The sequence below is a fragment of the Microbispora sp. ATCC PTA-5024 genome, assembly GCF_000511135.2.
Taxonomy (GTDB): Bacteria; Actinomycetota; Actinomycetes; order Streptosporangiales; family Streptosporangiaceae; genus Microbispora; species Microbispora corallina.
The window spans coordinates 1,706,658-1,730,264 of record NZ_KI866522.1; the positions used below are offsets into that span (position 1 = coordinate 1,706,658).

The 23,607-nt window shown below is 67.8% G+C and carries 15 protein-coding genes; 5 read left to right on the top strand and 10 right to left on the bottom strand.

Annotation, left to right across the window (positions count from 1 at the left end; all coding sequences use genetic code 11):
- Positions 1-17: 17 nt before the first annotated feature.
- The 3 genes from drmC to drmA are packed head-to-tail and all read right to left on the bottom strand — an operon-like array spanning position 18 to position 6,624.
- Positions 18-785 carry a DISARM system phospholipase D-like protein DrmC gene (gene drmC, locus MPTA5024_RS07520; RefSeq protein ID WP_036321050.1) on the bottom strand — a complete coding sequence of 256 codons (768 nt, stop codon included), beginning with the start codon at positions 783-785 and terminating at the stop codon, positions 18-20.
- On the bottom strand, positions 782-2,698 hold the full coding sequence (drmB, locus tag MPTA5024_RS07525; protein ID WP_036321053.1) for a DUF1998 domain-containing protein: 1,917 nt from the start codon (positions 2,696-2,698) through the stop codon (positions 782-784). Before drmB ends, drmC begins: the two co-directional genes overlap by 4 nt.
- Positions 2,698-6,624, bottom strand: coding sequence for a DISARM system helicase DrmA (gene drmA, locus MPTA5024_RS07530; protein ID WP_036321056.1), 3,927 nt, complete (start codon positions 6,622-6,624; stop codon positions 2,698-2,700). Before drmA ends, drmB begins: the two co-directional genes overlap by 1 nt.
- A 197-nt stretch (positions 6,625-6,821) precedes the next feature.
- Here drmA and MPTA5024_RS07535 point away from each other — a divergent pair, with 197 nt between their 5' ends.
- Positions 6,822-7,328 carry a hypothetical protein gene (locus MPTA5024_RS07535; protein ID WP_036321059.1) on the top strand — a complete coding sequence of 169 codons (507 nt, stop codon included), beginning with the start codon at positions 6,822-6,824 and terminating at the stop codon, positions 7,326-7,328.
- Positions 7,329-7,544: 216 nt separating this feature from the next.
- Here MPTA5024_RS07535 and MPTA5024_RS07540 read toward each other — a convergent pair whose 3' ends face one another.
- The 4 genes from MPTA5024_RS07540 to MPTA5024_RS07555 form a co-directional block, all read right to left on the bottom strand.
- Positions 7,545-7,982: a hypothetical protein gene (locus MPTA5024_RS07540; RefSeq protein ID WP_036321062.1), complete on the bottom strand. Its 438-nt coding sequence runs from the start codon at positions 7,980-7,982 to the stop codon at positions 7,545-7,547.
- An 88-nt stretch (positions 7,983-8,070) separates the two neighbouring features.
- Positions 8,071-8,289 (bottom strand): DUF397 domain-containing protein, encoded by a 219-nt coding sequence (locus tag MPTA5024_RS07545; RefSeq protein WP_036321065.1) that lies wholly within the window; start codon positions 8,287-8,289, stop codon positions 8,071-8,073.
- Positions 8,290-8,437: 148 nt separating this feature from the next.
- Positions 8,438-8,770: a hypothetical protein gene (locus MPTA5024_RS07550; RefSeq protein WP_051457816.1), complete on the bottom strand. Its 333-nt coding sequence runs from the start codon at positions 8,768-8,770 to the stop codon at positions 8,438-8,440.
- Entirely contained in the window at positions 8,767-8,985 is a 219-nt protein-coding gene (locus MPTA5024_RS07555) for a hypothetical protein (RefSeq protein WP_084369484.1), read from the bottom strand. The genes MPTA5024_RS07550 and MPTA5024_RS07555 overlap by 4 nt, the downstream gene beginning before the upstream one ends.
- Positions 8,986-9,163: 178 nt before the next feature.
- On the opposite strand from MPTA5024_RS07555, the gene MPTA5024_RS07560 reads away from it, so the two are divergent.
- Positions 9,164-10,396, top strand: a complete 1,233-nt coding sequence (locus tag MPTA5024_RS07560; protein ID WP_036321069.1) for a hypothetical protein — start codon at positions 9,164-9,166, stop codon at positions 10,394-10,396.
- Between the two features lie 12 nt (positions 10,397-10,408).
- The gene (locus tag MPTA5024_RS07565) at positions 10,409-11,164 is read left to right on the top strand and encodes a 5-formyltetrahydrofolate cyclo-ligase (protein WP_051457818.1); all 756 of its coding nucleotides are present in this window, start codon (positions 10,409-10,411) and stop codon (positions 11,162-11,164) included.
- A gap of 150 nt (positions 11,165-11,314) precedes the next feature.
- On the opposite strand, the gene MPTA5024_RS40690 is transcribed toward MPTA5024_RS07565, so the two are convergent.
- Genes MPTA5024_RS40690 through drmD form a run of 3 tightly spaced genes read right to left on the bottom strand, consistent with a single transcriptional unit; the run spans position 11,315 to position 20,289 of the window.
- A complete protein-coding gene (locus tag MPTA5024_RS40690; protein WP_157099325.1) occupies positions 11,315-12,931 on the bottom strand; it encodes a hypothetical protein in 1,617 nt (538 codons plus the stop codon).
- Between the two features lie 57 nt (positions 12,932-12,988).
- Entirely contained in the window at positions 12,989-17,143 is a 4,155-nt protein-coding gene (locus MPTA5024_RS07570; RefSeq protein ID WP_036321072.1) for an Eco57I restriction-modification methylase domain-containing protein, read from the bottom strand.
- The gene (gene drmD, locus MPTA5024_RS07575) at positions 17,140-20,289 is read right to left on the bottom strand and encodes a DISARM system SNF2-like helicase DrmD (RefSeq protein WP_036321074.1); all 3,150 of its coding nucleotides are present in this window, start codon (positions 20,287-20,289) and stop codon (positions 17,140-17,142) included. The genes MPTA5024_RS07570 and drmD overlap by 4 nt, the downstream gene beginning before the upstream one ends.
- A 274-nt stretch (positions 20,290-20,563) precedes the next feature.
- On the opposite strand from drmD, the gene MPTA5024_RS07580 reads away from it, so the two are divergent.
- Both MPTA5024_RS07580 and MPTA5024_RS07585 read left to right on the top strand, forming a co-directional pair.
- On the top strand, positions 20,564-22,945 hold the full coding sequence (locus MPTA5024_RS07580; RefSeq protein WP_051457819.1) for a DEAD/DEAH box helicase: 2,382 nt from the start codon (positions 20,564-20,566) through the stop codon (positions 22,943-22,945).
- Complete coding sequence (locus tag MPTA5024_RS07585; protein ID WP_036321076.1) at positions 22,915-23,406, top strand: hypothetical protein; 492 nt, start codon at positions 22,915-22,917, stop codon at positions 23,404-23,406. The genes MPTA5024_RS07580 and MPTA5024_RS07585 overlap by 31 nt, the downstream gene beginning before the upstream one ends.
- The last annotated feature ends 201 nt before the right edge of the window (positions 23,407-23,607 follow it).

Below are 23,607 nucleotides of genomic sequence, written 5' to 3' on the forward strand. Positions count from 1 at the left end.
GTCTCGACTCGGCGTCTCTACTGAAGACGCCGCAGCACTCCTCGCGCGCGTAGGCGCGCCACGTGCTGGGCGGCCCGCTCCGGGGCCGTCCCCCCGCGGACGAGCAGGCCCGCCTCCAGGTTCCGGGACACCCCTGACTGGGTCAGGTTGGCGCTCGAGACCAGTAGCACCCGTTGGTCGGCCACGGCGAGCTTCGCGTGCATCTTCGCGCCCTGCTCCGTGCGCACGTCCACCGGCCAGTGCCACACCTGTACGCCCTCCACCCCGGTGAACGCATGGGCGGGCTCCGGGCCGTTCAGTGCCGAGCCCGCCCCCTGCAGCGTCTCGACCACCACCATCACCGTCACACTGCGCCCCACCGCCTCGCTCAGGGCCTTGAGCAGCGGCTCGTACGGTGCGGCCGAATACGTCATGAGGATGAGTTCGTACGACGCCTCAGCCACCAGGTCGACCAGCACCTGCGCCGTGGAGCGAACGGGCACGGCATGGGTCGCCGGTCCGGTCCACACCGACTCCACTGTGGTCGTCGCGCGATGCCGCTCGTAACCCGCCGCGACACCGCGCAAGTAGACGGCCACCTCTTCGTCCGGCATGCCCATGGAGAGTTGTACGGACAGGACACGGCGGGCGACCTCGGGAAAGTCCGGCAGAGGCACCGCGTTGACGATCCCAATCGTGGGGCCGCCTCCGGCGATCCGGTCGGCCAGGGTCCGTAAGTGCACCGGCCCGATGCGCTCGACCGCGTCCGCCGCCTCCTTCTCGAAGCGGGTGTGGACGCTGCTCATGGCAGCTCGGGATAGACGGCCAGGGTTGGATCGTCGATCGGCACCACGAACCGCCGGTCGAGGAACCGGTTGCCGCGCTCGCACGTGGTTTCGGAGACGAACAGGCACACGTGGCAGGCCGCGCCGTGCAGGAAGTCCTCCGGCGTACGCGGGAGCCGTTCGGAGCACAGCGGGTCGGACGAGCAGCTCATCGCCCCGGTGAGCGCCCGCCTGGTCAGCCGCACCAGTTCGTCGGGCTGGGCGAGCGAGACCAGGCCGCCGAGCGTGCCCTCCGCGTCCGGCACCGCGGTGTAGATCAGAATTCCGGAGCGCTTGTCATCTTCCGAAGTCCCCGCGTAGATCCGCTCGGCGAGGCTGGCGGAGTTGTAGCCGCATTCGAGAGCGATCGTGCGGATCAGCAGGTGCGACAGCGTGTGCAGGACGTAGTAGCGCGGGAGGGGCCAGTAGTCGTACCTGGTCGACTCGTCGAACGGCTGGCCGGTCCGGGCCGAGTAGCGGTATTCGCGGAAGCGGCCGTACGCCTCCTTGTGCAGCCGCAGGGCCTCGGACTTCTCCACCTGCTTCTCCCACCGGGACAACAGGTCCTCGGGCAGCCGCAGGAAGATACCCTCACCCCTCACCTCGCTCGCCGGCACCCAGGTCGGCTTGGAACGGGAGAGCGGCACCCGCTTGACGAGCGTCGGGTCCTCGGGATCGGGAGCGTCGAGCCGGGTGAAGCCGATCATGGCCCGCACCTCGCGCAGCCGCTCGACCTGGACGACGTCGGAGTAGAAGCCCTTGAGCAGCGGCGGAACGGGCCCGTCCTGGTCCCGGTGGGCGGTGAAGTCGTCACTCGGCGGCGGCAGCACAGGGCTGGAGAAGATCTCCCACTCCGGGGTGAGCAGGTCGGGGTAGCTCTCGGGCCCCTGGTCCTGCTCGGTGGCCCCCTCGCCACGGCGCCTTTCGATGGCCGCCCACAGCTCCTCGTCGCCCCACTTCTCGAACTCGAACGACAGCGGCGGCATCGACCGCATGAACGGCAGCATGTCGATGCTCTTGATGAGCTGGAGGTTGGCCCAGAACTTCGCCACCTGCGCGTCGAGCTCGCTCCCTCCCGCCTTCGGCACCGCCAGGGCTGACAGGGTCTGCGCGAACCACTGGTTCGACGCGCCGACCACGAGCACGTACGGCTTCTCCCCGCATGCGGAGAACGTGCCGAGGTGGGGGTGGCGGCCCCGGCAGTTCGGCAGCTGGTCCCGGCCGCGCTTGCCCATCGCCTGCCGGATGTTGCGCTCGGCCCCGCAACGCTGGCACTTGATGCGCACGTTGGCGCCGATGTTGCCGCCGCGGTCCTCCATCAGCAGGTTCGGCTTGGCCGCCTTCTCACAGGGACTGCCCTCATGGACGAACTCCAGGTAGGGGAAGTCGTCCAGGTGCCCGTCGGTGCAGGCCAGCACGAAGCGGGCGCCGACGACGAGGCGCTTCTTGTTGCCCTTGCCGCACTCGTGGAAGAACCGCGCCTCGTGCGGCTTGGTCGGCTTGTCGTTCTCGAAGCCGAACGCCCGGGAGTCGACGCGCGCAAGCAGGTTGCACGCGGTGCAGCGCATCCACCCCGGGAACGGCACGACCGGCACACCGGTCCTGGCCGCCTCACCGTTGGGGTTCGTGTCGGTGCCCGGAATCCAGGGCGCGGGACGCAGTTCCCGCACGGTCTTGCTCAGCAACGACTGGACGGCCGACAGGAGCCGGGGCTCGGTGATGAGCGCGGGGTTGTTCTCCGGGTCCTCGGGGGCCCTGTACTGCCAGTCGTCGAGCCCCTTCACCAGCACCGAAAAGTTCGGCAGGTCGACGAGCGACCCGACCCCCGAGGTGAACATCAGATGGCTGGGCCGCACCGCGCCGACCCGGCGCCGATAGGTGGAGTACGCCGCCATCACTTGCCCTTTCCGTCCAGGGTGGTCACGCCCATCTCGTCGCCCACCGGCTCGTCGTCGCCGTCGTCGGCACTCCCCAGGAAACCCCACTCCGGTGCGCCGACCGGCCCATAGAAGATCTCATCGTTTCCCGGCAGGAGCAGGTTGATCTCGTTCTCCGTCTCCCGCATGGAGTTGCCGACCGTACGGGCGTCCCAACGGCCGTTGCCCGCCCGATACAGCAGGCCGTCCACGATCTCCTTCGCGTGGCCCTTCTTCCGCTCGTAGCCGAGCCGGGCCGCGCCCTGCTTCGCCGCGTTCCACAGGTCGGTGAGCGTCTTCAGCCGCTCATCCAGGGCCTGCCTGCCGCGCGGGCTGCCCGCGACCTCGGCCCTGGTGAGGAAGCGTTCGACGAAGCGGGTCACAGCGCCACCGTTGAGATCCACGTCCTCCGCGTCGCGGTTGCGCGAGTGCGCCTCCTCGACGTTGCGCACGGCCGCCACGAACGCCGCGGTCGTGCCGCGGTCCAGCGCCCGCGCGGTGTACGGAGTGACCGACAAGGCCTCCACCTGGCGGTAGAACGTGGCGTGGTAGTGCTCGAAGTCCTCGTAGTGCGCGAGGTCGCGCGGCCGGGACCAGTTGTAAAGCGTGATCACCAGCCCGGGGCGCGCGGCGTCGCGGCCCACCCGGGAGGACGCCTGGATGTACTCGGCCGTGTTCTTGGGCTGGCCGGTCATCACCATGAGCCCGAACCGCGACACGTCGACGCCGACCTGGAGCATCGACGTCGCGAGCACGACGTCGACGGGTGGCCGTGCGGACCGCAGGCTCCGCAGCGCCCGGTAGCGGTCGGCGAGCGGGTGCGCTCGCCGCCGCTTCGCCTCATCCTTCTCCCTCATGACCTCGGCGATCTCCTCGCGGCACTCTCGTATCCGCCGCGAGGTGTCCAGCTCCGGGTCGAATCCGATCTCCAGTTGCTTCAGCACCTCGCTGATGTCGCCCGAGGAGATGCGCGAGGTCAGCTCGACGACGGTCAGCAGGTCTGTACGGCTCAGCAGCCGGTTCGACAGCTTCTTGCGCCTGCCGTGCATGCGGATCCTGGTGGTCACGTCGTCGTCCAGGTAACGCCGCATGCCCGCCAGCTCACGGGTGGCGTTGAAGTAGCCGACCAGCGTCATGTACGGATCGGCGGGCTCGCCGAACTGGTCGAAGAGCGTCTGCCCGGCCAGCAGCAGGATCTCGGCGAGCCGGATCTCGGCCTGCTTGAGGCGCACGCCGTGCGCGCACACACCGAGATAGCGCCGCCCGGGGTTGCCGGGGGTGACCGGGACCTGCCGGGAAAAGAACGTGTCGGCGACGTCGATCACCTGCGGCGGGAACACGGCGAGCTCGCGGCCGAAGATGCCGAGCACCTGCCGGTCGGCCCGCTTGGTCGTCGCGGTCGACGCGATGATCTTCGGCCCGGTGTCCGCGCCGTTCACCGGCCACGTGCACAGCTCGTCCACGGCCGCCTCGAACAGGCCGACCACGGTGCCGAGCGCGCCCGAGATGAGGTGCAACTCGTCCTGAATGATCAGGTCCGGTGGCCGGAGCCGGATGACGGGGCGGCTCTCGACCTTGGGCAGCCGGCCCTTGGCGTTGTGCCTGCCGCCGCAGCCGATCCGGTCGTCCATGTCATCGTGCCGGTAGCCATGCCGGGGGCAGCGCCGGCTCACCCGGCCGAACAGGTGCCCGGCGAACCCCCGCCACGGAAGCTGCGCCAGCTTGTCGACGGTCGCGATGACCAGGCTGGGCGTCAGCCGGTAGATCTCCTCGTCCACGGTGAGGATCGGCAGGCCCTCCCGCCGCGCGTACGCCTCGTCCTCACTCGTGACGGACGGCAAGGCCCGCAGCATGCGGTCCTCCCCCAGCCGGGAGAACGGGCACGGGTCGGCGTCGCCCTCGCTGCCGCGCCCGCAGTAGAGCAGCACCCGCCGGCGGTCCTCGTCCAGGTCGAGGTTGACGCCGGCGATCAGCTTCTCCCCGCACCACGGGCACGACAGCGTCTGCAGGACGTTGGTCTTGCGGCTGTCGGGGGCCTCCCTTGCCTCCTGGATCTGGTCCCTGGCGTCACCGAACCAGTTCGGCGAGACAGCGCTTCCCACCCACAACCCGATGCGGAACGGCTCCTCGCCCCACGTCTCCGGGTCGTCGCGCCGTAACACCTCACAGGCGCACACCAGCGCGGCGGCCCGCTGGAACTGCTGAGCGGTAAGCAGCCGCAGCGTGTAACGCATCAGCACCGCCACGCCGTCCAGGCCGCTGCGCGCCTCCGTCCCCGACCCGACGACCTTCTGCAGCCGCCGGATCGCGAACGTGTACGCGGTGAGGCCGAGGTACGCCTCGGTCTTGCCGCCGCCGGTGGGGAAGAAGAGCAGGTCGACGGTGGCCTTGTGGTCGGCGGCCCGCTCCGGATGCTCGGGATCGGTCAGCGAGGGCAGGTTGAGCAGCATGAACGCGAGCTGGAACGGCCGCCACGACGCGGCCTTCGCTCCCTGCTCGTCCACCTCGGCCATGGCCTGCTCGTAGCTCAGCCCCTGCTCGTCGCGGAGCTTCGCCACCGCCGTGCGGCGCCGCTGCAGCGCCATCGCCTCGTTGGCGAATTTGAACGCCGCGAGGGCCTGCTCGTGCCGGTCAACCGTGCTTCGGGTGAGCAACGCGATCCCGCCCCGGATGCGGTCGGCGGCCCGCCGCGCCTTGCGTACGGCGACCTCGGCGGCCTCGCGCAGCGGCTCGGGCAGCTCGGGGATCTTGAGGTATTGCTTATCGAGCCAGGCTGCGTAGCCGTCCGCCAGCGGCGTCAGCCCGGCGGCGAGCGCCTCGGGCGAGGCCCCCGCGAGGGCGTCCATCGACAGCTCCACATCGGCGAGGGGCGTGCCCTCCCCGACCGGGGCGACCGTCGCGGGCACGTCGTGGTACGGCAGCCAGGTGGTGCGCAGCTTCGTCGCCCGCCGATCGCCAGGGGACACTGTCGCGTGTACGGCGATGTTGCGGCCGACCGCGTACCTGCGCTCGTTCCTGTACAGCAGCCGCAGGTGCTTGTCCTCCAGATCCTCCTGACCGTCGTCCTCCCGGCCGTCGTCGAGAGGGTCGTCGATCGGGAGGAAGACGTCCGCGGGTCCATCGGTCGGGGCGGCGACGACGAGTTCGGCCTGGAACAGCCACGCGGTGTCGGCGCTCGTGTCCGGCTCGATCTGCTGGTTGACCAGCGTCAGCTCGACGACGCGCCGGTGGTCGGGACGGGGCCGTACGGCGACCGCGAGCAGGACGCCGGGCTCATCGGCACGTTCCATCGTGAGGGGGATCTTCTGGGTGAGCTCGTCGAGCCGGATCGTCATAGGGTGCTCGACCGGCCTGCGCCCCCAGACGCGTTCGGTTCGCGGCTTGCCCTGGACGTCCCCGACCTGGGTCTCCACCTTCGTGTACTCACCCCAGCGAACGGTCGCCGCGAGCGTGTCGAGGTCGGCGGGCACCGCGAACGACATGCCCATGGACGACGCCCACAGACGCCCGAGGTTCTGCGGCGTCAGCACGTCGGGCAACTCGCCCTCGGCTCCGTCACCCTCCGCGCCGATCTCGATGTCCGGCAGCTCGTCGGCGTCTTCGGCGACCCGCTTCGGCGACGGCTTGGGACCGAGCATGCCGACCAGGTAGCGCTCGCGCGGGCCCATCGACCGCGGCGGCAGTTCCTCGAAGTCGCCGTCGTACGGCCCGAGCAGGTCACGCTCGACCAGCTGCTGAAAAGCGTCCCTGACCTCGAATGACGTGATCGGCGGAAAGTCCTGCGGTGTGTCCAGAGGATGCCGCGCCCCCTCTGCGGGCTTCTCCGCCTCCGCCTCGTCTCCCGAGCCGAACAGGTCGCCCTGGTCAGCTCCCGCAGCGAACAGCTTCTCCTGCCGATCGAACACGTGGGGGGTGTCCTTCCTCGCCTGATCTCTGACGCAACGTTAGTTGCTCTTGATAAGCATCTGAATGACGCGTGGCCGGATCGTAAGGTTGCGCTCAACCGCCGGTTGAGACTCCTGCTATCCAGAGGAAGACAACGACCCCCAGCACGGGACACACCCTCGGCGTCCTAGCGGTTACTCCATGTAACCTTCTGGCCATGACGACGATCAATCGGGGGACGCTCCTGGAGTTGGTCCGCAACCGCCCCCTGCTCGCGGCGGAGCTCCTCGGGGACGCCCTGGCCGCCGGCGACGAAGAGCCGATCGACCGGGGAGCATTCCTGCGGCGGTTCCCCCGCCTGGAACTCACCGGCAGAGACGAGTCCACTCTCGCCGCCCGCTACCGCGAGATCGTGGCCGACGCGCGCCGGGCTCGCGCGCATCAGGCACAAGTCGTGTCCGAGGGACTGATCGCGTTCCTGCGTGCCCGCATCGCCGAGAGTCTGGACCAGGGGCACGGGGCCGTGGACACCGGGGAGCCTGACGCCCACAAAGCGGAGCGGGACCTGACCGCGAAACGGGACCGCGTGCGCTTCCTGGAGTCCGTGCTCGTCAACGAGCTATACCTGGCGATCGAGGAGCACGCCCAGGCGGAGCACCTGCTGAGGCTGGAGGCTTCGGCGTACGACTGGCACGACGACTACCAGGACCTTTGGCAGCCCTGAGCGGAGAGCCCGCCCATTCCGACACGTCGGCGGTGTCCCGCCTTCGTCGCCGCACTCGGAGCCAAGGGCGGGATCGCCGAGAAGCTCAGAGCCGGGATGGACAACCCGGAGAAGGTGATCGACGTGGTGAGCCGGGCGTTCGGCACGGCGGTCCGAGAAGGGTTGCACGGCGCAGGGCTCGCCTGCCGTCATGAGGGCGTCCGGCAGGCGGGCGGCTCAACGGGCGGGGCAGCGGTGGGCGGCGTCCCGGTTCGGGGAGCAGCAGATGACGGCGCAGGTGACGAATCGGCCGCCGCGCAGCCAGATGCCCCACTGCACGTCCACCCCGGCGGTCAGGGCCTCCCCCGCGTTGTCCAGGCGCAAGCCGAGCCCGATGCGTGCCTCGTCGTCCGGCCGGAGGAACTGCGGCTCGGCCGCGCGGTAGCGCGCGGTCAGCCACTCCAATGCCTCCCCTACCGACCCCGGCGAGACGTCGATGCGGATGCGCGGCTTCAATAGCCAGTCGCACGTCCGCATCGGCGGCAGCGGCGAGGCCAGAAACGGCCCGGGGTCGCCGGTCGGCGGGGGGTCGCCGGTCGGCGGGGGCGGGCGGCGCTCGGCCTCGTTGCGCCGGTCGTCACCGACTCCCGTCCAGGAGTAGCAGTGCAGATGCATCAGGCCTCTCGGGCATGGTCGTTACAGTGGGGTGCGGTCCCTGCCTGCTATCACCGGGCAGGGGCCGCACCCGGCCTCGACGAGGCGGCTACAGGAGGGCGGTCATTCCGGCGGCGCGGAGCTCGTCGCCGGTGAAGCGGAGCGTCCCGGCGTCCGGGTTCTTGCTGTCGCGCAGGGCGAAAGCGTCCGCCGCGCCCGGGATCGGGGCGATCTCGACGCAGGTCTCCTGCTCCTCCTCCTGCTGGTTGCCGCCGCACAGCCGGCGGAAGCGCGCCCCGGTCAGGTCGCGCTCGTACAGGTCGGTCATCTCGTCCCTCTTCCTCTGTCGATCCGTCTCCGCCTCGTGCGGGCGGGTTCCTGTGCAGCGGGCGGCCTGCCGCGAAAGCCCCCTCAGGCGTACGGCAGGCCGCCCGGACCCCGCCGACCCTCGCTCTTCACGGAGTCGGCGGGGAGCTTCATCGGGCCTGGCCGGCTAGCAGGCGGCGCCACCACGCGTACGCCTCCTCGCGCCGCCACCACCGGGCCGTCCAGGACACCGGCGGCACGTCGCGGCGGGCGAGGGCGCGGCGGCGGAACTGGTAGACGCCGCCGCAGCGGACCAGTTCGTAGGAAGTCATCTGGCAGGCGCAGGTGTGGGCGACGACCCGGCCGCGCCCGAGGCTCTGCTCGATCCACCACAGCTCCGTATGGCCGGGGCGCGGCACGGCCGGATGCGGCGACACGCCCGGACAGTCCTCGTCGTCCTCTTCTGCGGCGGCGACGTCGAGCACCGCGGCAGGCGCGGTCACCGGGCCGTCCCCTCGGCGATGCCCTCCTGAACGGCGATCGCCTGGCACAGCTCCACCAGGTCGTCGGCGTCGACCGTCCGGTGCGCGCCCGCCTCCTCCACGGCCGAGGGGAACGGCCGCTCGCGCGTCGCCCACATCCGCCCGGCGTCGCTCCGCATGATCCGCCACCCGGCGAACACCGGACGGGCGGCGGCGACAGCCCTATCGTGTGTCATGGGTCAGGACCACCATCCTGATCAAGGGGTCCGTACGGCGGTCGCAACGCCTGCGGACCCCGCTTGTTCGCGTCGTCACCTCCAAGTACAACAGTGCGTAACCCCTCCATCACAGATGTTGGCAGGGGACACTAAGGGCGGTCAGGACACCCCCCGGTCTGACGAGAAGGTGCACGCGATGGACACCGAGCTCCCCCCATGGGCCGTACGGCTACGCGCCGAGCGGCGCAGCCGACTGTGGAGTCAGAAGGAGATGGCCCGCCGTCTCGTCGAGGCCGCTGACAACGAGACACGCAAGTGCCTTCCTGCCCGAGAGACGATCGTGCGCAGGATCAAGGCGTACGAAGCCGGCCACAACCAGCCGCGTGATCCGTACCGGCTGCTGTACACGCGAGCCTTCGGAGTGAGCGAGGAAGACCTCTTCGGCGAGCGAATATCGCCCAGCAACGATCAGGAGGCACGGGAGAGCCTGCCTGACGAGCGACTGAACTACGTGATCGAGCGTCCGGGTAGCGTCGACCTGGTTGCGGTCGCACACTTACGCGAGCGTATTCACGCCTTGGCTGCGCGGTACGACAAGGTCTCGGCGGCATCATTGCTGGTGGAGGCCGGGCGGTACTTCGGCCAGGTGGCCTTCCTCCGAACGCACGCCTCTTCCAGCCTCGTACAGCGCGAGCTATGCACCGTAGAGGTCGAGGCCGCAACACTCATGGGGCAACTTGTCTGGGATGCATCCCAACGACGCGATCACGCGACCACCCGCACTTACCTTGCTCAGGCAATAGCGGCAGCAAGGCAGATTCGGGATGGGGCCGCCGAAGGGCATGCGCTCCTGCGTATGAGCTTCGTCGCGCTCTACACGGAGAAGAAACCGCAAGTCGCGCTCGACCTGGCACTGCAGGCGGCCGAGCGCGCCGGACACACCAGCCTGGTGCTGCGGGGCCTTGGACTACTCCACGTCGCTGAGGCATACGCGATGCTTGGACGGCGATCGGACTGCGAACAGGCTTTGGGCGAAGCCGAGACATGCTTCGAGCAGATCAGCCCGGTAGACGCGGCGATCGAGATGTTCTCGCCTGCCCAGCATGGCCGGCTTGCCGGCTCGTGCTACCTGCTCCTCAACGACGCTAAGCGGGCGGAATCGATGCTCGAAAGCGCTGCCCAGTCCCTCCGGGATCGTCCGAAGTCCCAAGCGATCGTGCTCGGCAACCTGGCTCTTGCTCGCCTTCGTCAAGGGGACCTTGAAATGGCGGCAGCGTCGCTCCATGCCGCCATCGACCTCGTAGAAACGACACGGGGCGGCGGTGGGCTGAACATCGTGTTCAGCGCGGGCCGCGAGCTTCAGCCATGGCGGGAAATGCCGATTGTTCGAAATGTGTACGACCGGCTGTTTGCGCTCGTCGCTGCCTGAGAGGTGATATCCATGGAGAAAGACCAGGCCAAGCAAGAAGTTCGGGAACGTGTGTGGGCACTGTTGGAACAGGAGCAAGTCGTTCCGCCCGGCGTTCGCGGTCGCATCCCGACATTCGTCGGAGCCGAGGCCGCCGCCGATCTGCTCGCGGAGCTTTCGGTCTGGCAGGAGGCGACGGTTATCAAGGCCGTCCCGGACAAGGCGCAGCTTCCCGTACGGGCACGCGCGCTGGCCGAAGGAAAGCTCGTCTACATGGCCGTACCCAAACTGGCCGAGGCGCAGCCGTTCTACCTCCTCGACCCAGTGACGTTGACCGTGCCTCCGATCGAGGCCGCATCCAGCAAGATCGCCGCAAATATGGCACGTAAAGTCGACGTAGAGGAGATGCAGCCGGTCGATCTGATCGTGTGCGGCAGCGTTGCCGTGAACCGGGAAGGCGTACGGCTCGGTAAGGGTGCCGGCTACTCCGACATCGAGGTAGCGCTGTTACAAGAGGCCGGGTTGGTCAGCCCAGACACGAGGATCGTGACTACAGTGCATTCCTTGCAAGTCGTCGCTGGAAACCTACCAGAGGCCGAGCATGATTTCCGCGTCGATTTCATCGTGACGCCCGACGAAGTCATCGAGTGCGGGCCCCCTCGCAGACCTCGTGGTCTCTACTGGGACAGCTTGCCAGAAGAGATGATTACCGCAATCCCAGCGCTGGCCGATCGCCGTCAACGTAATCGGCCAGCCGCCCAGGCCGAGAGCCGACGCGGATTTCTGTGAGGGCCGCACCCAGGTTTTCGACTGCATGAACGACCTGTTCGCTGGACCGGTTTAGGGGTCACGTTGACCAGAATCTCGCGATCAGCCCTGGGCCGGTGGGCGTAAGGATGAGATGGGTGCCTTGTTTACAGATGCCGAAGCGCACACCTACTATTCGGAAGTGGCTGGCGTGAAGGTGTCCAGTGCTTGCAGAAGAGAGGTTGCCGCTTCAAGCAACTCAGAAAACGCTTGCACCAACCCCTTACCATCCAGGTCGAAATGCTGTGCTGCCCTCTGATAATCCTTGCCTTTTACGTGAGCTGGCCCACTTCGCAGACCGTTCAGATTACGCAGCAACGCAATAAATCTCCCCCTATCCGGGAATCCGATCACATCCAGATATTTCTCAAACTTCGTAATACCCTTGTCCGAATCTTCCACCTTTATATATTTGGCGACTTCGCGCTCATTTAGCCGTTCAATGAGCAGCTTGGCAAGAGCCATCACCTGGTCGTCGAACTCTTTCTGATTTTCGCCTACAGGAACATGTAGTGTTCCCCAGTAGTGCTGGTCCTCAGACTTGAGTGGCTTGAAGAGATCCCAGCCAAACCGCTCACGCCAATGGACTCGAAAGCGTTCATACATAGCCTTGAAAGCAAGTGCCGGCTCATCAGGGCTAAGCCATTGGCCCAGGATTCCCCGGCGGAACGCTACGTCGCTCACACCCCCATCAGGAACAACGTTGAAGCTCTTCCAATAGAGTTGCTCCTTATGCGAGAGCTTGCCAAGATCGCCAAGATAGACAACCACGTAGTCCCGATGGTTGTTGTCTAGCCGCAGACTCCAATAACCACTGCAGTACACGATCCCATCTTCAACCCGATATTTAGAAGGATCGTTGTAATATTTTGTCATGACGGTCTTACGAAAGAAGACAGGCGTCAGATAGTGCGGCGCACCGGGGTTCTTGCCGAAGTAGTTGGACAGTTTCTCTTCATCACTCGTGTGATGAACCTCGTTGCCGTCCTCATCGACACCGATGATGAAGTCTTCATACTTTTGACTCTTGCAGTGCCAGTCGAGCGAGGGGCGATAGTTTTCAGTACCCTTGATTATCTTCTTGCCCAGGAGGCGTGCATAAACCTTAGTAGTCGGATCTGTCACGCCCGACAGAACATCAATATATCGAACGAACCTGTAGGCCTCTTCCCGCAGGTCCTGGTACTGCTTATCCAGGCCAAGCTCATCGAGGTTCTTCGGACTCCAACGATCAAATTCAAAGAACAGGAGCATGTGCATACCCCGGGCCGCGAGATAGTCTTTCAGGAACTTAGATCGTATCTGCACCTTCTCTTGAGTCAGCCGTACAACTTCAACATCATCTCCGCTATCGTCAAATGCTATGAAGGTGCCGTTTCTCCGGTCCTCGTACAGGTTATGGAAGTATCTAAACTCCTCTGAGAGCTCAAGATATTCCGGCTTCAGTCCGTAGAAGTCGCGGCTGACAATTAAGGGTTCGATGCCTTCGCCGCAATCGAATCGGAAGTATCGTCGGGTGCCATCCGGATACCAGTTGAAACCAGGCATCCCCTGTCCGATCAGCACGTCCCATGACGTGTTATCAAGGCATCTATCTAAAGCATCCGGCGCAGCGAGCGCGCAGTGATACCCAATCTTCTCTCGATCCTTCTTCGTATACTCATACACGGTTATCCAGCTTTCACTGCCGAGGGGGCCGGCAACGAGCTCTTGGAGGTCATCGAACCGAAGAAACGATTGCTCATCCATTGAAATCCTAATGCGTAAGATAGTAGCGACTGAATGGGCGGAGAAATTCTCTCAGCCCTATTCGAGAGGGAAAGGTAACGTGGGGGTAGTGGGGTTGAAGGTATTTGCAGGGCGGGTGGGCTTAGCTTTGGCGGACTTCTTCTTGTCGTGGAGGCCCTTGGCGGCCTCTTCGGCGTAGCGGGCGTGGTTGAGTTCGAGCAAGCGGTCCACGAACTCACGCTGCGCGTAGGGGCCGACTGTGTAGCGGGTCTCCCTGCCGCCAACCACGTGGTAGCCGTGGTCGAGTTGGTCGAGCATGTCGTCCCAGCCGTAGGCCCGGCAGACCGCCGCATCGATGTCCCGGTGGATCTGGCGCAGCTCGACTATGTCCTCGTCCTGGCACGCCGGGTCGTTGACCAGGTTGTACGTCGCGGTCAGGCCGGCTTGGCGTGCGAGCATAAGCTCCCGCCGGTACGTGTCGAGCCGATCGCCAAGCTCCCGCATCTCCTCGGTCAACTCAGGCAGCGGCAGCGTCTCGAACACGTCCGAGGGGGTGTAGCGCAGATCCGCCTTCATGGACGACGCGCGCGCCCGCGCCCACCAGTAATGCGGCGCGCTCGAAAGCAACGCCAACATCGCCGTGTCGTCCATAGCAAACACGCCCAGCATGTGCGAGAAGACCTGCCCAGTCGGCACCATCACGGGCATCACGACCTTGCTCACCAGCGTGATTACAATTACCCGTTCCAGCTTAGCGAGCGCCGCTTGAAGCCCTGGCGCAAGCTTCTCGTACTGCCACCAACGCTCTCTTGTGGCCTTCTTACTCTCGGGGAGCTTATCCCGGTCCGGCTTAACGAGCTGTCTGACCCTGGCAACGCAGAGTGGATACTGCTCTGCACGATCCAGTGGCCAGTTGCGGAAATTGATGATCCAGCGACTTGCGGACGAGTCTATCCGGGAATTCAGGTCCTGACCGTTCAGATAGGGAAACAAAACATCTTCGTTCCGCGCATCGGTGGCTAGCAGGGCCCGCGCCTCGCCATCCGACATCACAAATCCAATGCCGTTGACGAAGTTTCCGATGTAAGCAATTTCTCTGCTGTTTGCTAGCCGGCATGGGTTGCCTATGACACGCGACTCCGCATCAAGCGCGGAGGTGATTCCTGTTACGGCCGCGTCATCCGCAAATCGTCCGGCCTCCTGGCCCAAAACAGCGCGGCTGGTCCACACCGCACAAAACTCGAGAATTGCCGATCTTGATGGCCATGGTCTGGACTTGACTGCCCGCCGAATACTCACTTCCCTGGCCACGAGTTGATCGAGACCTACTTCACGCGTGTCGCCCTGGGCAAGGGTATTAGTGGCAATCAGGCCCGTCTGGCCGGCAGAGTTGAGAATGGCGTGGGCGTGTAGCACGAAATAGGCCACCAGGTCGGCGTTGCCCTTTGCACCATCTGCGAGAGCGGTGACAAGGTACTCGCGATACGCCGAGCCTGAGCTTCCGCTGATTTTTTTTCCGCCGAGGAAGGGTGGGTTGCCGATGATGGCGTCGAAACCCGCACCGGCCGAGCGGACCGCGACGTCGCCGTGCTCGGCCGCACCGCCGCCCGGCTTCTCTTCGAAGACCTCGGGGAACACGAGCGGCCAGTGGACGGGGCGGCGGTCGAAGGTGCCGAGGACCTGGTCGGTGGCGAGCCACTCCTTCCGAGCCTCTTCGGCCGCCGGCCAACTGCCGGGCTCACCGTGGACGACGGCACTTGCGAGATGCGCCGCCTGCAGCGACGCGCGGTCGAAGCCGCGGAGCTTGCCGATCTCCGGGTCCGCCTCACGGTCGCTGATCTTGCCCTGCTCGACGGCGTACTTCAGCGACGCCCCCACCAACAGGTCGGCGAAGAGCCGATGCTGGCGGGTCTCGCTGTCGATCTCGAACAGGATGCTGCGCTTCTTGTTCAGCGCGTCGATCCCGTTCTCCTCCACCGAGATGTCGACGAGGCGCCGCCGCTTGTCGGCGGTGCCGCGCACCATGCGCTGCACGTCCGCAGTGAAGTCAAGCGCCGCGTCCTTGAACAGCTTGCGCCCGCGCGACGGCACGAGGTGCATGTATTCGAGCTGCTCCAGTGACGTGATGCCGAGCAGCGCGTCGCCGACCACGAGACGGTCGTCCACGAAGGTGAACGGCCGGGAGGAGTCCATCGACACCAGCCACAGCGACAGTTTGGCCATCTCGACGGCCATCGGGTTGATGTCCACGCCATACAGGCAGTGCTCGATGACCTGCCGCCGGGCCTCGATGACGACCGGGTCCGCGTCGGCGTCGGCCGTACGGTCCTCCGCGCTCTCCAGGTAGGTGGCGGCCTCCTCGCGGCCCTCCTGCGACCACGCCTCGACCAGCCGCTCCCCCAGGTAACGCGCGGCGGCCACCAGGAACGCCGCCGAGCCCATGGCGATGTCGGCGATCTTCAGGCCGCGGTGGCCGTCGCCGCCGACGATCTCGGCAGAGCTCCGCAGCTTCCACTGCGCACGGTCGGCCGTCTGCAGCGGGCCTGGCGAGTAGACCAGCGGCTCCAGGGCGTTCTTGACCACGTCCTCGGCCAGGAACTTCGGCGTGTAGTGCGTGCCGGTGTTCTTGCGCAGCGCCGACTCCGTCACATACAACGCGCCGGGCAGGATGACCACGGGCAGGCCGCGCAGGTCGTCGCGCAGCAGCCCGGCGTACGGCAACAGCCGCCGCGCCAGATCCGCGTCGCCGCCGGTGACGGCGAGCAACCTGCGGGTGGCCTCCAGCGAGCCCGCCTCGTCCAGCGGCGCGAGCCGCTTGCCCAGCGCGGCCGGGCTGCCGATGCCGGAGTCCTTGTACTTCTCCGCCAGCTTCTCGGCCAGGGCGTCACCGGAAGCGTTACGGGCCAGCGCCTCCAGGTCGTGGAGCTCAACCTCCTCCTCCCGGCCGGGCTTGCCGACCAGGCCCACCACGACATCGGCCGCGCGGAAGCCGTCGAACGACAGCAGGCCCTCGTACACGTAGCCGATCTGCTCGACGTCGAGCATGCGGAAGCTCAGCCTGCGGCGCTCGCGGTTCTTGCCGCTGCCGACCTCGACGTACTGCACGGCGCGCAGCATGTGCATGACCGTGCGGTCGTCGATCGTGAGCGGCATCCAGGCGTGCGCGTCGGGGTCGAACAGCGACCCGTCGTGGGCGTGCATGGTCAGGCGGGGGTGCTCGACTCCGCTGTGCACGGCGCGGAACAACGCGAGCAGGCGGTGCCAGGCGGCGTGGCTGTTTTCCAGCTCCTCCTCGCTGCCTTCGATCGCGCGCTGCTCCAGCTCGGCGCACAGGCGCCCGGCCGAGTACGCCGTGGCGTACACCGTGTTGTCGGACGGCAGCAGGCCGCGTTCCTCGGCGAACAGCAGGAAGACGACGCGCATCATGACCGAGACCGCGCCGCGGTAGACCTCGTGCGCGGTGACGTCGTCGGGCACGCCGGCCCGGCCGATGGCGGCGACGAGCAACTCGACGGCCTGGCGCACCTGCACGCCGAGGGCCTCGGTGATGTCCTCCTGGCTGTCGAGGCTGGCCTTGAGCAGCGCCGGCAGCCGCTGGGAGTCGGGGAACGAGAAGAACCGGTCGAAGCCCAGCAGTGAGACGAACGCGCGCAGCACGTCACGCTCGGCCGCCTCCGGCCACGGGATCGCGTCGAAGGTCGCCGTCGTCGTCACGCCGCCGCGCGGCGCCCACACCAGCGTCCACCAGCGGCCGTCTGTGACCAGGCCGAGCTCCACGCCGTGGTTGCGGCACAGCTGCGCCATCCGGTCGGCGGGGGTGGCGGCCCACTTGGCGTGCTTCATGCGGGCCGTCGGGTGCCCACTGGTGATCATGCCGAGCAGCCGTACGGTGTCGGGCTTGGGCTGGTGGCCCGGCACGGCCAGCGCGAAGGCCGGTGTGATCGTGGTGTCGTGCTCGGGCACGTCGACGGCCAGGTGGTCGAGCCCGCCGAGGTGGACGGCTTCGTCCCAGCCCAGCAGGCCGCGCAGGACGTGCTCGATCCAGGCGCGGCGGTCGCCGCCCTGCTGCCAGGCGGTGTGGGCGAGGCGGAGCCGGTCCCGCCGCTGCTTGTCGACGGCGTCGAGGGCCGGCCAGGTGGCGCGCAGCACCGGAAGGCTGAGGAACGGCCCGCTCACCTCGACCAGCGCGAGCCACCCCTGGTGGTCGACGTCCTTGGTCCTGAACCTGCTCATCGGACTGCCTCCCGCCTCGGCACGACGAAGACCACGGCCACCGGGAACCGGTGCGGCCGGGGGTCGCGGTAGCGCGCCGCGATCTCGTCCAGTTCCCGGTCACGTTCGCGGCCGAGCCCGGCCAGGCGTTCCTCCCAGGATCTGCGGTCTCTGCGGTATTGGTCGCGCTCCTCCTTGGACACCGCCTCGTGGCGGCTGAACAACGCGTCGCCCTCCTGGTCGCCCTCGGCGAGCTTGGCCCGCAGGGTGGCCTCGAACCGCTCCAGGTTGGCCCTGACGCGGGCCTGCTCGGCCTCCATCCGCTGGGCGAGCTTGCGTTCGAGCTGGTCGCGCTTCTGCTCGGTGCGCCAGTCGATCGACTGCAGCAGCGGGCTCGCCACGCGCGGCCACGCCTCGGCCAGGCGGTGCCGTACGGGAGCGGAGGCGGGGGTGCCCTGCGACAGGGCGCGATCGAGGATGCCGCCGAGCACGGTCAGGTTCTCCAGCCGGCGGAACCGGCCGCTGTCGGACGGCACCCAGCCGCCCGCGTACAGCACCTCCTCGTGCAGCCGCACGCCGTCGCCGCCGACCAGCACGAACCGGGAGAACGCCCCGGCCAGGGTGGCCTCCAGCGCGGGGTCGTCGCTGACGACGGCGGTCACGCGGTGCAGGCCGATCTCGGCGTTGGAGACGGCGGCGCGCAGCAGCCGGGTGGACATGGCGACGAGCGGGTGACCCAGGTGGGCGAGCACGACATCGTCGCGCACCCGGCCCTCCGGGTCGAAGGTGCCCCCGGGGTCGAAGGTCACCGGCCGCTGGCGCGGCGTCTCGTCCTTGCGCGTCGTCTTGGCCAGCAGCCCCGCTCCCGCGCGTTCCCACGAGCCGGTCAGCGGCGGCACGCCGTACAGCCCCTCGGCGAGGTGCTTCTCGTCGAGATGCGGTGTGAGCGGCTGCTGGCGGGCCAGCGACAGAGCGGTGTCGACGACCCGCTTGACGTTCGCCGGGGTGATGCCCAGCTCGGCGACGGTCTCGTCCAGATTGGCGCGGAGCTTGCGCACCTGGTCGCGGACGTTCGTCTCGGCCGGGACGGCGCTTGCCGGGTCGCCGGCCTGCTCGACGTCGTAGTCGGCGATGTCGCCGAGCATGCGCCGCTGAACGGCCCGGGCGAGCACGGCGTTGACCGAGCCGAGGTCCTCCTCCATCTGGGCGACCTTGTTGGCCACCCGGGACAGGAACTCCAGGTCGGCCTCGTAGGAGTCGACGGCCGTGTCCCAGCCGGTGCCGACGAAGTGGCGGATGTCGGGCGTGCGCTTCTGGCCCCAGCGGTCGACGCGGCCGATGCGCTGCTCCAGCTTGTTGGGGTTGAACGGGATGTCGTAGTTCACCAGCCGGTGGCAGTGGTTCTGCAGGTCGATGCCCTCGCTGGCAGCGTCGGTGGCGACCAGGATGCGTACGGGGTGCTCACTCGGGTCCTTCTGGAACGCGACCCGCAGCTGCTCGCGCTCGTCGGCCGCCATGCCGCCGTGGAGCACGGCGAGGTGCTCGTCGCCGAGGTCCTCCTGCCGCAGGAGGTCGACCAGCCACTTCTGGGTGTCGCGATATTCGGTGAACACCACGACCCGTTCGTTCGACCAGTGCTCGTCGGGTCGGCAGACGGACCGCAGGTAGTCGATCAGCTCGCGCGCCTTGGTGTCCGGCGAGGACTCGTAGTCGCGGGCCCAGGCGCGCATCCGTTGGAGCAGCTCGATCTCCTCGTCGCCGGCGACGCCCTGCAGCGGCGCGGCGAGCGACAACGCGTCGTCCTCGGCCTCCGCGAGCGGCTCGTCGTCGAGGGTGGCGGTCTCCTCCCAGAAGTCGTCCATCCACTCCTCGACGTCGGCGTCGTCGTCCTGCCGGACCTGCTGCTGGATCTGGACGGGCTCACGTAGGCCGTCGAGGTAGACGTCGAGGGTGTGGGCGAAGGCGGCAGGGCTGGAGAACAGGCGCTTCTTGAGCAGCAGCGTCACGAGGTCGGCGGCCTTGCGGCCCTTGACGTTCTTGTTCAGCCGGGCCCGGCGCACCTGCGCGAACCGCTTGAGCAGGTCGTGCACCTCGCGCTCGCCGGGCGGGTACACGACCGGGATCGCGCTCGCCTCCCGTTCGACGAACCGCTTGGTGCCGTCGGCGTTGACGATGTGGCGCTTGAGCCGGCGGATGACCGTTTCCTCGACGGCGGCCTGGTCGGGGTCGACGCCGCGGGCGAACCGCTGGTCGTCGAGGATCTCCAGCAGCGCGGTGAACGACGCCTGGTAGCCGTTGTGCGGCGTCGCCGACAGGAACAGCCGGTGGGTGAAGTGCGGAGCGAGGCGGCGGATGAGCTTGGTCTGCTGGGAGTCCACCGCGTACACCTGCTTGGGCGCGGCGGGCGCCACGTGGTGGGCCTCGTCGAGGATGAGCAGGTCGAAGCGACGCTCCATGGCGCTCGGGTCGAGCACCTCGTCGAGCAGCCGCTGCGCCTTCTGCCCGCGCAGCCAGGGCAGGCTCACGATGCTCAGCGGATAGACCGTGAACGGGTTGGCCGCGCTTCCGTGAGTACGGCGGACCTGGGCGCAGCGCTCGGTGTCGATGATCGTGAAGTCGAGGCCGAACTTGTCGGCCATCTCGTCCTTCCACTTGAGCGTGAGACCGGCCGGACACACGATCATGACGGTCCGCGCGCGGTGACGCAGCAGCAGTTCCTGGGCGACGAGACCGGCCTCGATGGTCTTGCCGAGGCCCACGTCGTCGGCGAGCAGCAGGTTGACGCGGGGCGCGTCAAGCGCGCGGGAGACCGGTTCGAGCTGGTAGTCCTCGATGGCGACCCCGGAGCGATACGGCGCCTGCAGCGTCTTGACATCGGCGCTGGTGACGGCCGACCAGCGGATGGCGTCGAGGAACGCGGCCAGGCGCTCGGGCGAGTCGAATCTGTCGGCAGTCACGTCGGGCAGCGAACCGCTCGGCAGCACGCGGCGGCCGGGCTCGATCTCCCAGACGACCTCCAGCGTGTCGCCGTACCGGCCGTCCTCGACGCTCTGCAGGGTCACCAGCGTGCTGCTCTCGCCGGGCTCGACCTCCCCGACCACCCATCGCTGCCCGCGTACCGCGACCAGCTCGCCGATAGCCGGTCTTTCCGACGTCGCGCTCGTCACCCGTTCACCCCTCGCCGACGACCCTTGCCAGCTTGCGCCGTGCTCCGCTACACCAAGACACCGTAATGCGGCTTCTGCATCATGGCCTGAAGGACCGGTCCAAAGCCGACTGCGGGAAGATCCCACCCGGAAACACGCGCCGCAATCTACGACAGATCGTCAATACCTGTCCATAGCAAGAGAGGGTTGTGATTCCGATTCACAGATGATCTACTGGCGACCCCTGGAACGTACTGGGCTTTGACAGCCCCGCACGTCGGCCGATGGGAGTCACATGGCGGATCGCCGGGAGCCGAAGCTCGTCACCGTGGTGCAGAAGGCGCTCGCCTCCGGTCCCGTGCCACGCGATGCACTGCTGGAGGCGGTCCAGCAGGCGGGCCTGCGGCGCATCGATTTCGGCCTGCTCTGGGAGACCTGCGTCACCCACGGGATCGCCGACCTTGACGGCGAGCTGTGGGTGCCCCGGGGCCGGGCCGAACCGGTCGTCGAAGGACCCTCACGGCAGGAGACCCCCGGGCGGAACCTCTTCGAGGAACATGCGGCAGCGGTCGTGCGGCGCCTGGCGGAGGCCGCCAATCTCCCCGCCGTCGAGCCCGCCCCGCCCACCGGGCCCGTCCCCTCCGGCTGGGCCGAGGTGGCCGCGGGGGCGGCCCGTGCGCTCCGCGACGAACTGAAGACCGTGACCAACCGCCGGACGCAGAGCGACGTGCCTTTGTCCGGGGGCGACGAGGCGGGTGCTGCGGGCCGCCGCACGCTGATGCGGTTCGAGGCCCAGGGCGAGCTCGGCGTGGCCGAGGGAAGCCCGGCCACCCTGATCGTCAAGGAGCTCGCGATCGAGGTCGAGGTGGTCTCGGTCTTCGGCAACGTCGTCACCCTCTCGCTGCCTCCGGGGGCTCCCGCGGCGCGGGAGGCCACCCTGCGGCTGGACCTGTCGTGGATGCTGACGGCTCAGAGTAAGCGGCTGGACGAGCTGGCCCACGGCGGCCCCGGATTCGACGCGGCCGCCGCGCTGGCCGTTGTGACGCCGGAGCGGGGCCGCGTCTCGACCGCACGCGCAAGACTGCCCGTTAAAGAGCTGGACGGTCTCAACGCCGGGCAGCGCAACGCCGTGGAGCTCGCCGTCGCGCCGACGCTCACGTGGCTGTGGGGCCCTCCGGGCACCGGCAAGACCACGACTGTCTCCGCGCTCATCGCGACGTTGAGCAGGCGCGGGAAGCGCATGCTGCTCGCCGCGCCGACGAACGCGGCGCTGGATGTGGCGGTCCAGTCACTGCTGAAGCGCATGCCGGAGCTCGCGAACGGCGCCCTGGTGCGCCTCGGCCAGCCGGCCGACCAGTCGCTGGCCGACCGGGCGGAGGGCCGCGTCCTCATCGACGAGATCGCCGCCGAACGCGGCGCCCCACTGGCGCAGCACCGCGTGGAGGTGAGCCGGCGGCTGCGCGAGCTGCGCAGGACGCTGAACGCGCTGAAGCCGGGCCAGGGGCAGCTCACGCCGAGGCAGGAGACCACCCGGCTGCGCGCCGAGACGGAGATCGCCGAGCTGCAGGCGGTCGTACGCGAACTGGACCGGAGCCTGCGTGACGTGCGGCGGCAGATTTGCCGGGAGGCGACCGTGGTCGCCGCCACCGCTCACCAGGTCGTCCTGGAGACGCTCAAGGAGATCCCCTTCGACGTGGTCGTCCTCGACGAGGCCAGCATGACCAGCGCCGCTCTCGCCATGCTCGTCGCCGGGGCCGGACGCGGGCACACGGTGATCGCCGGGGACTTCCGTCAGCTGCCGCCGGTCGCCGTCTCGGACACCCCCGCCGCCCAGGAGTGGCTGCGGCGCAGCCCTTTCGAGAAGGCGGGGATCGCGAGCGCCGTGTCCGAGGGCCGAATGCCCACCCGCCTGGCCGCCCTCACCGAGCAGTACCGGATGCGTAAGCACATCGGCCACATCGTCAGCACGGCCTTCTATCCCGAGAGCCCGCTCGTCACGGCCCCGAGCGTCGCGGGCAGAGCGATACGAAGCCGGGCGCCATGGGCGAACGCCCAACTGGTGGTCGTCGACACCTCCGGCATGAAAGCGCGCACCGCCCGCAGGCAGGGGGTCTTCTCGCGTTACAACCTCATGCACGCACAGCTGGCGGCCGCACTGGTGGCCGGGACGAGCGAACAGACCAGGGACCTTGCTCTGATCAGTCCGTTCGCGCCTCAGGCCCGCCTGCTGGAGTCGCTCCTGCCCGAGGCGCACCGTGACGAGTGGGCGGCCTCCACCGTGCACCGTTTCCAGGGTGGTGAGCGCTACATCGTCGTGTATGACACCGTCGACAGCGGTCGTGGCGTGTCGCGGCTCCACCCGTGGTTCACAGAGGGCGGCACCGGGAGCGAGGGAGCGCGTCTGCTCAACGTGGCGGCCAGCCGCGCCCGCGATCATCTCGTGGTCATCGGCGCCCTCGATCGCCTTCATCCGCTCGGGTCCCGCCGAGACCCCGTCTGGACGTTCTTCGCCCACCTGCTCGATCGGGCCACGCGCCTGCCCTGGGACCACCTGCCCGCCTTCTCCCACGGTGTCACCGAACGTGTCACGAGCGGGATCGTCGACCGGTTGCGCGACGACGTCCGCGGAGCGGCCTCGGTCGACATGTGGCTGCCGGGCGCACCCGTACGGGACTGATCGAGCTCCTCCCCGCGCTGCGGTCGATCCACGACGACGACCCCGAGTCGGAGGCGGTGAACGTCTGGGTCGAGCCGGAGGCCGACGGCCACCTGCCCACCGAGGCCCTGTACGCCCGGCGCGAAGGCGTCAATGTCCGTCCCTGCCTGCCCGTGCTGGAGTCGTGTGCCGTTATCGGCGACGTGGTGTGGTCCGCCGGCAAATCGCTGCTCGGCCCCGGCACCGGTGTCGTGCTGCGGACCGAGCACCATGCGTTCGCCGAGGCCGTACGACGCATGCAGCGGCGGCGCTCGGGATCGGCACCCGGGAGCGGCCGTCCCGGCGACGACTGTGGACGCTGCCGGCGCATGCTCGTCCGCTACGAGCAGGGCCGCGCGGGACAACCAGACCTTCGCTACGAGTGCCCGTCGTGTGATCGAGCGATGGTGGGGAGCAACGCGAGGCGGCGGCGCCGCTCATGAAGAGGTGACAGGCGTCCTGTTCACCGACCGCGAATCCGCCCGAATCACGCATTCGCTCTATTGTGCGAGTTTTGATCCAAGGAACGTCGTCAACAATAACGACGGACCGAATGCCAGGTGAAACACCTGAACAAAATTCAGAATGGCGAGAAGTGCTTCGGAGAATGATTTAGCATCGACTATCGGATAAACATCGCCGAA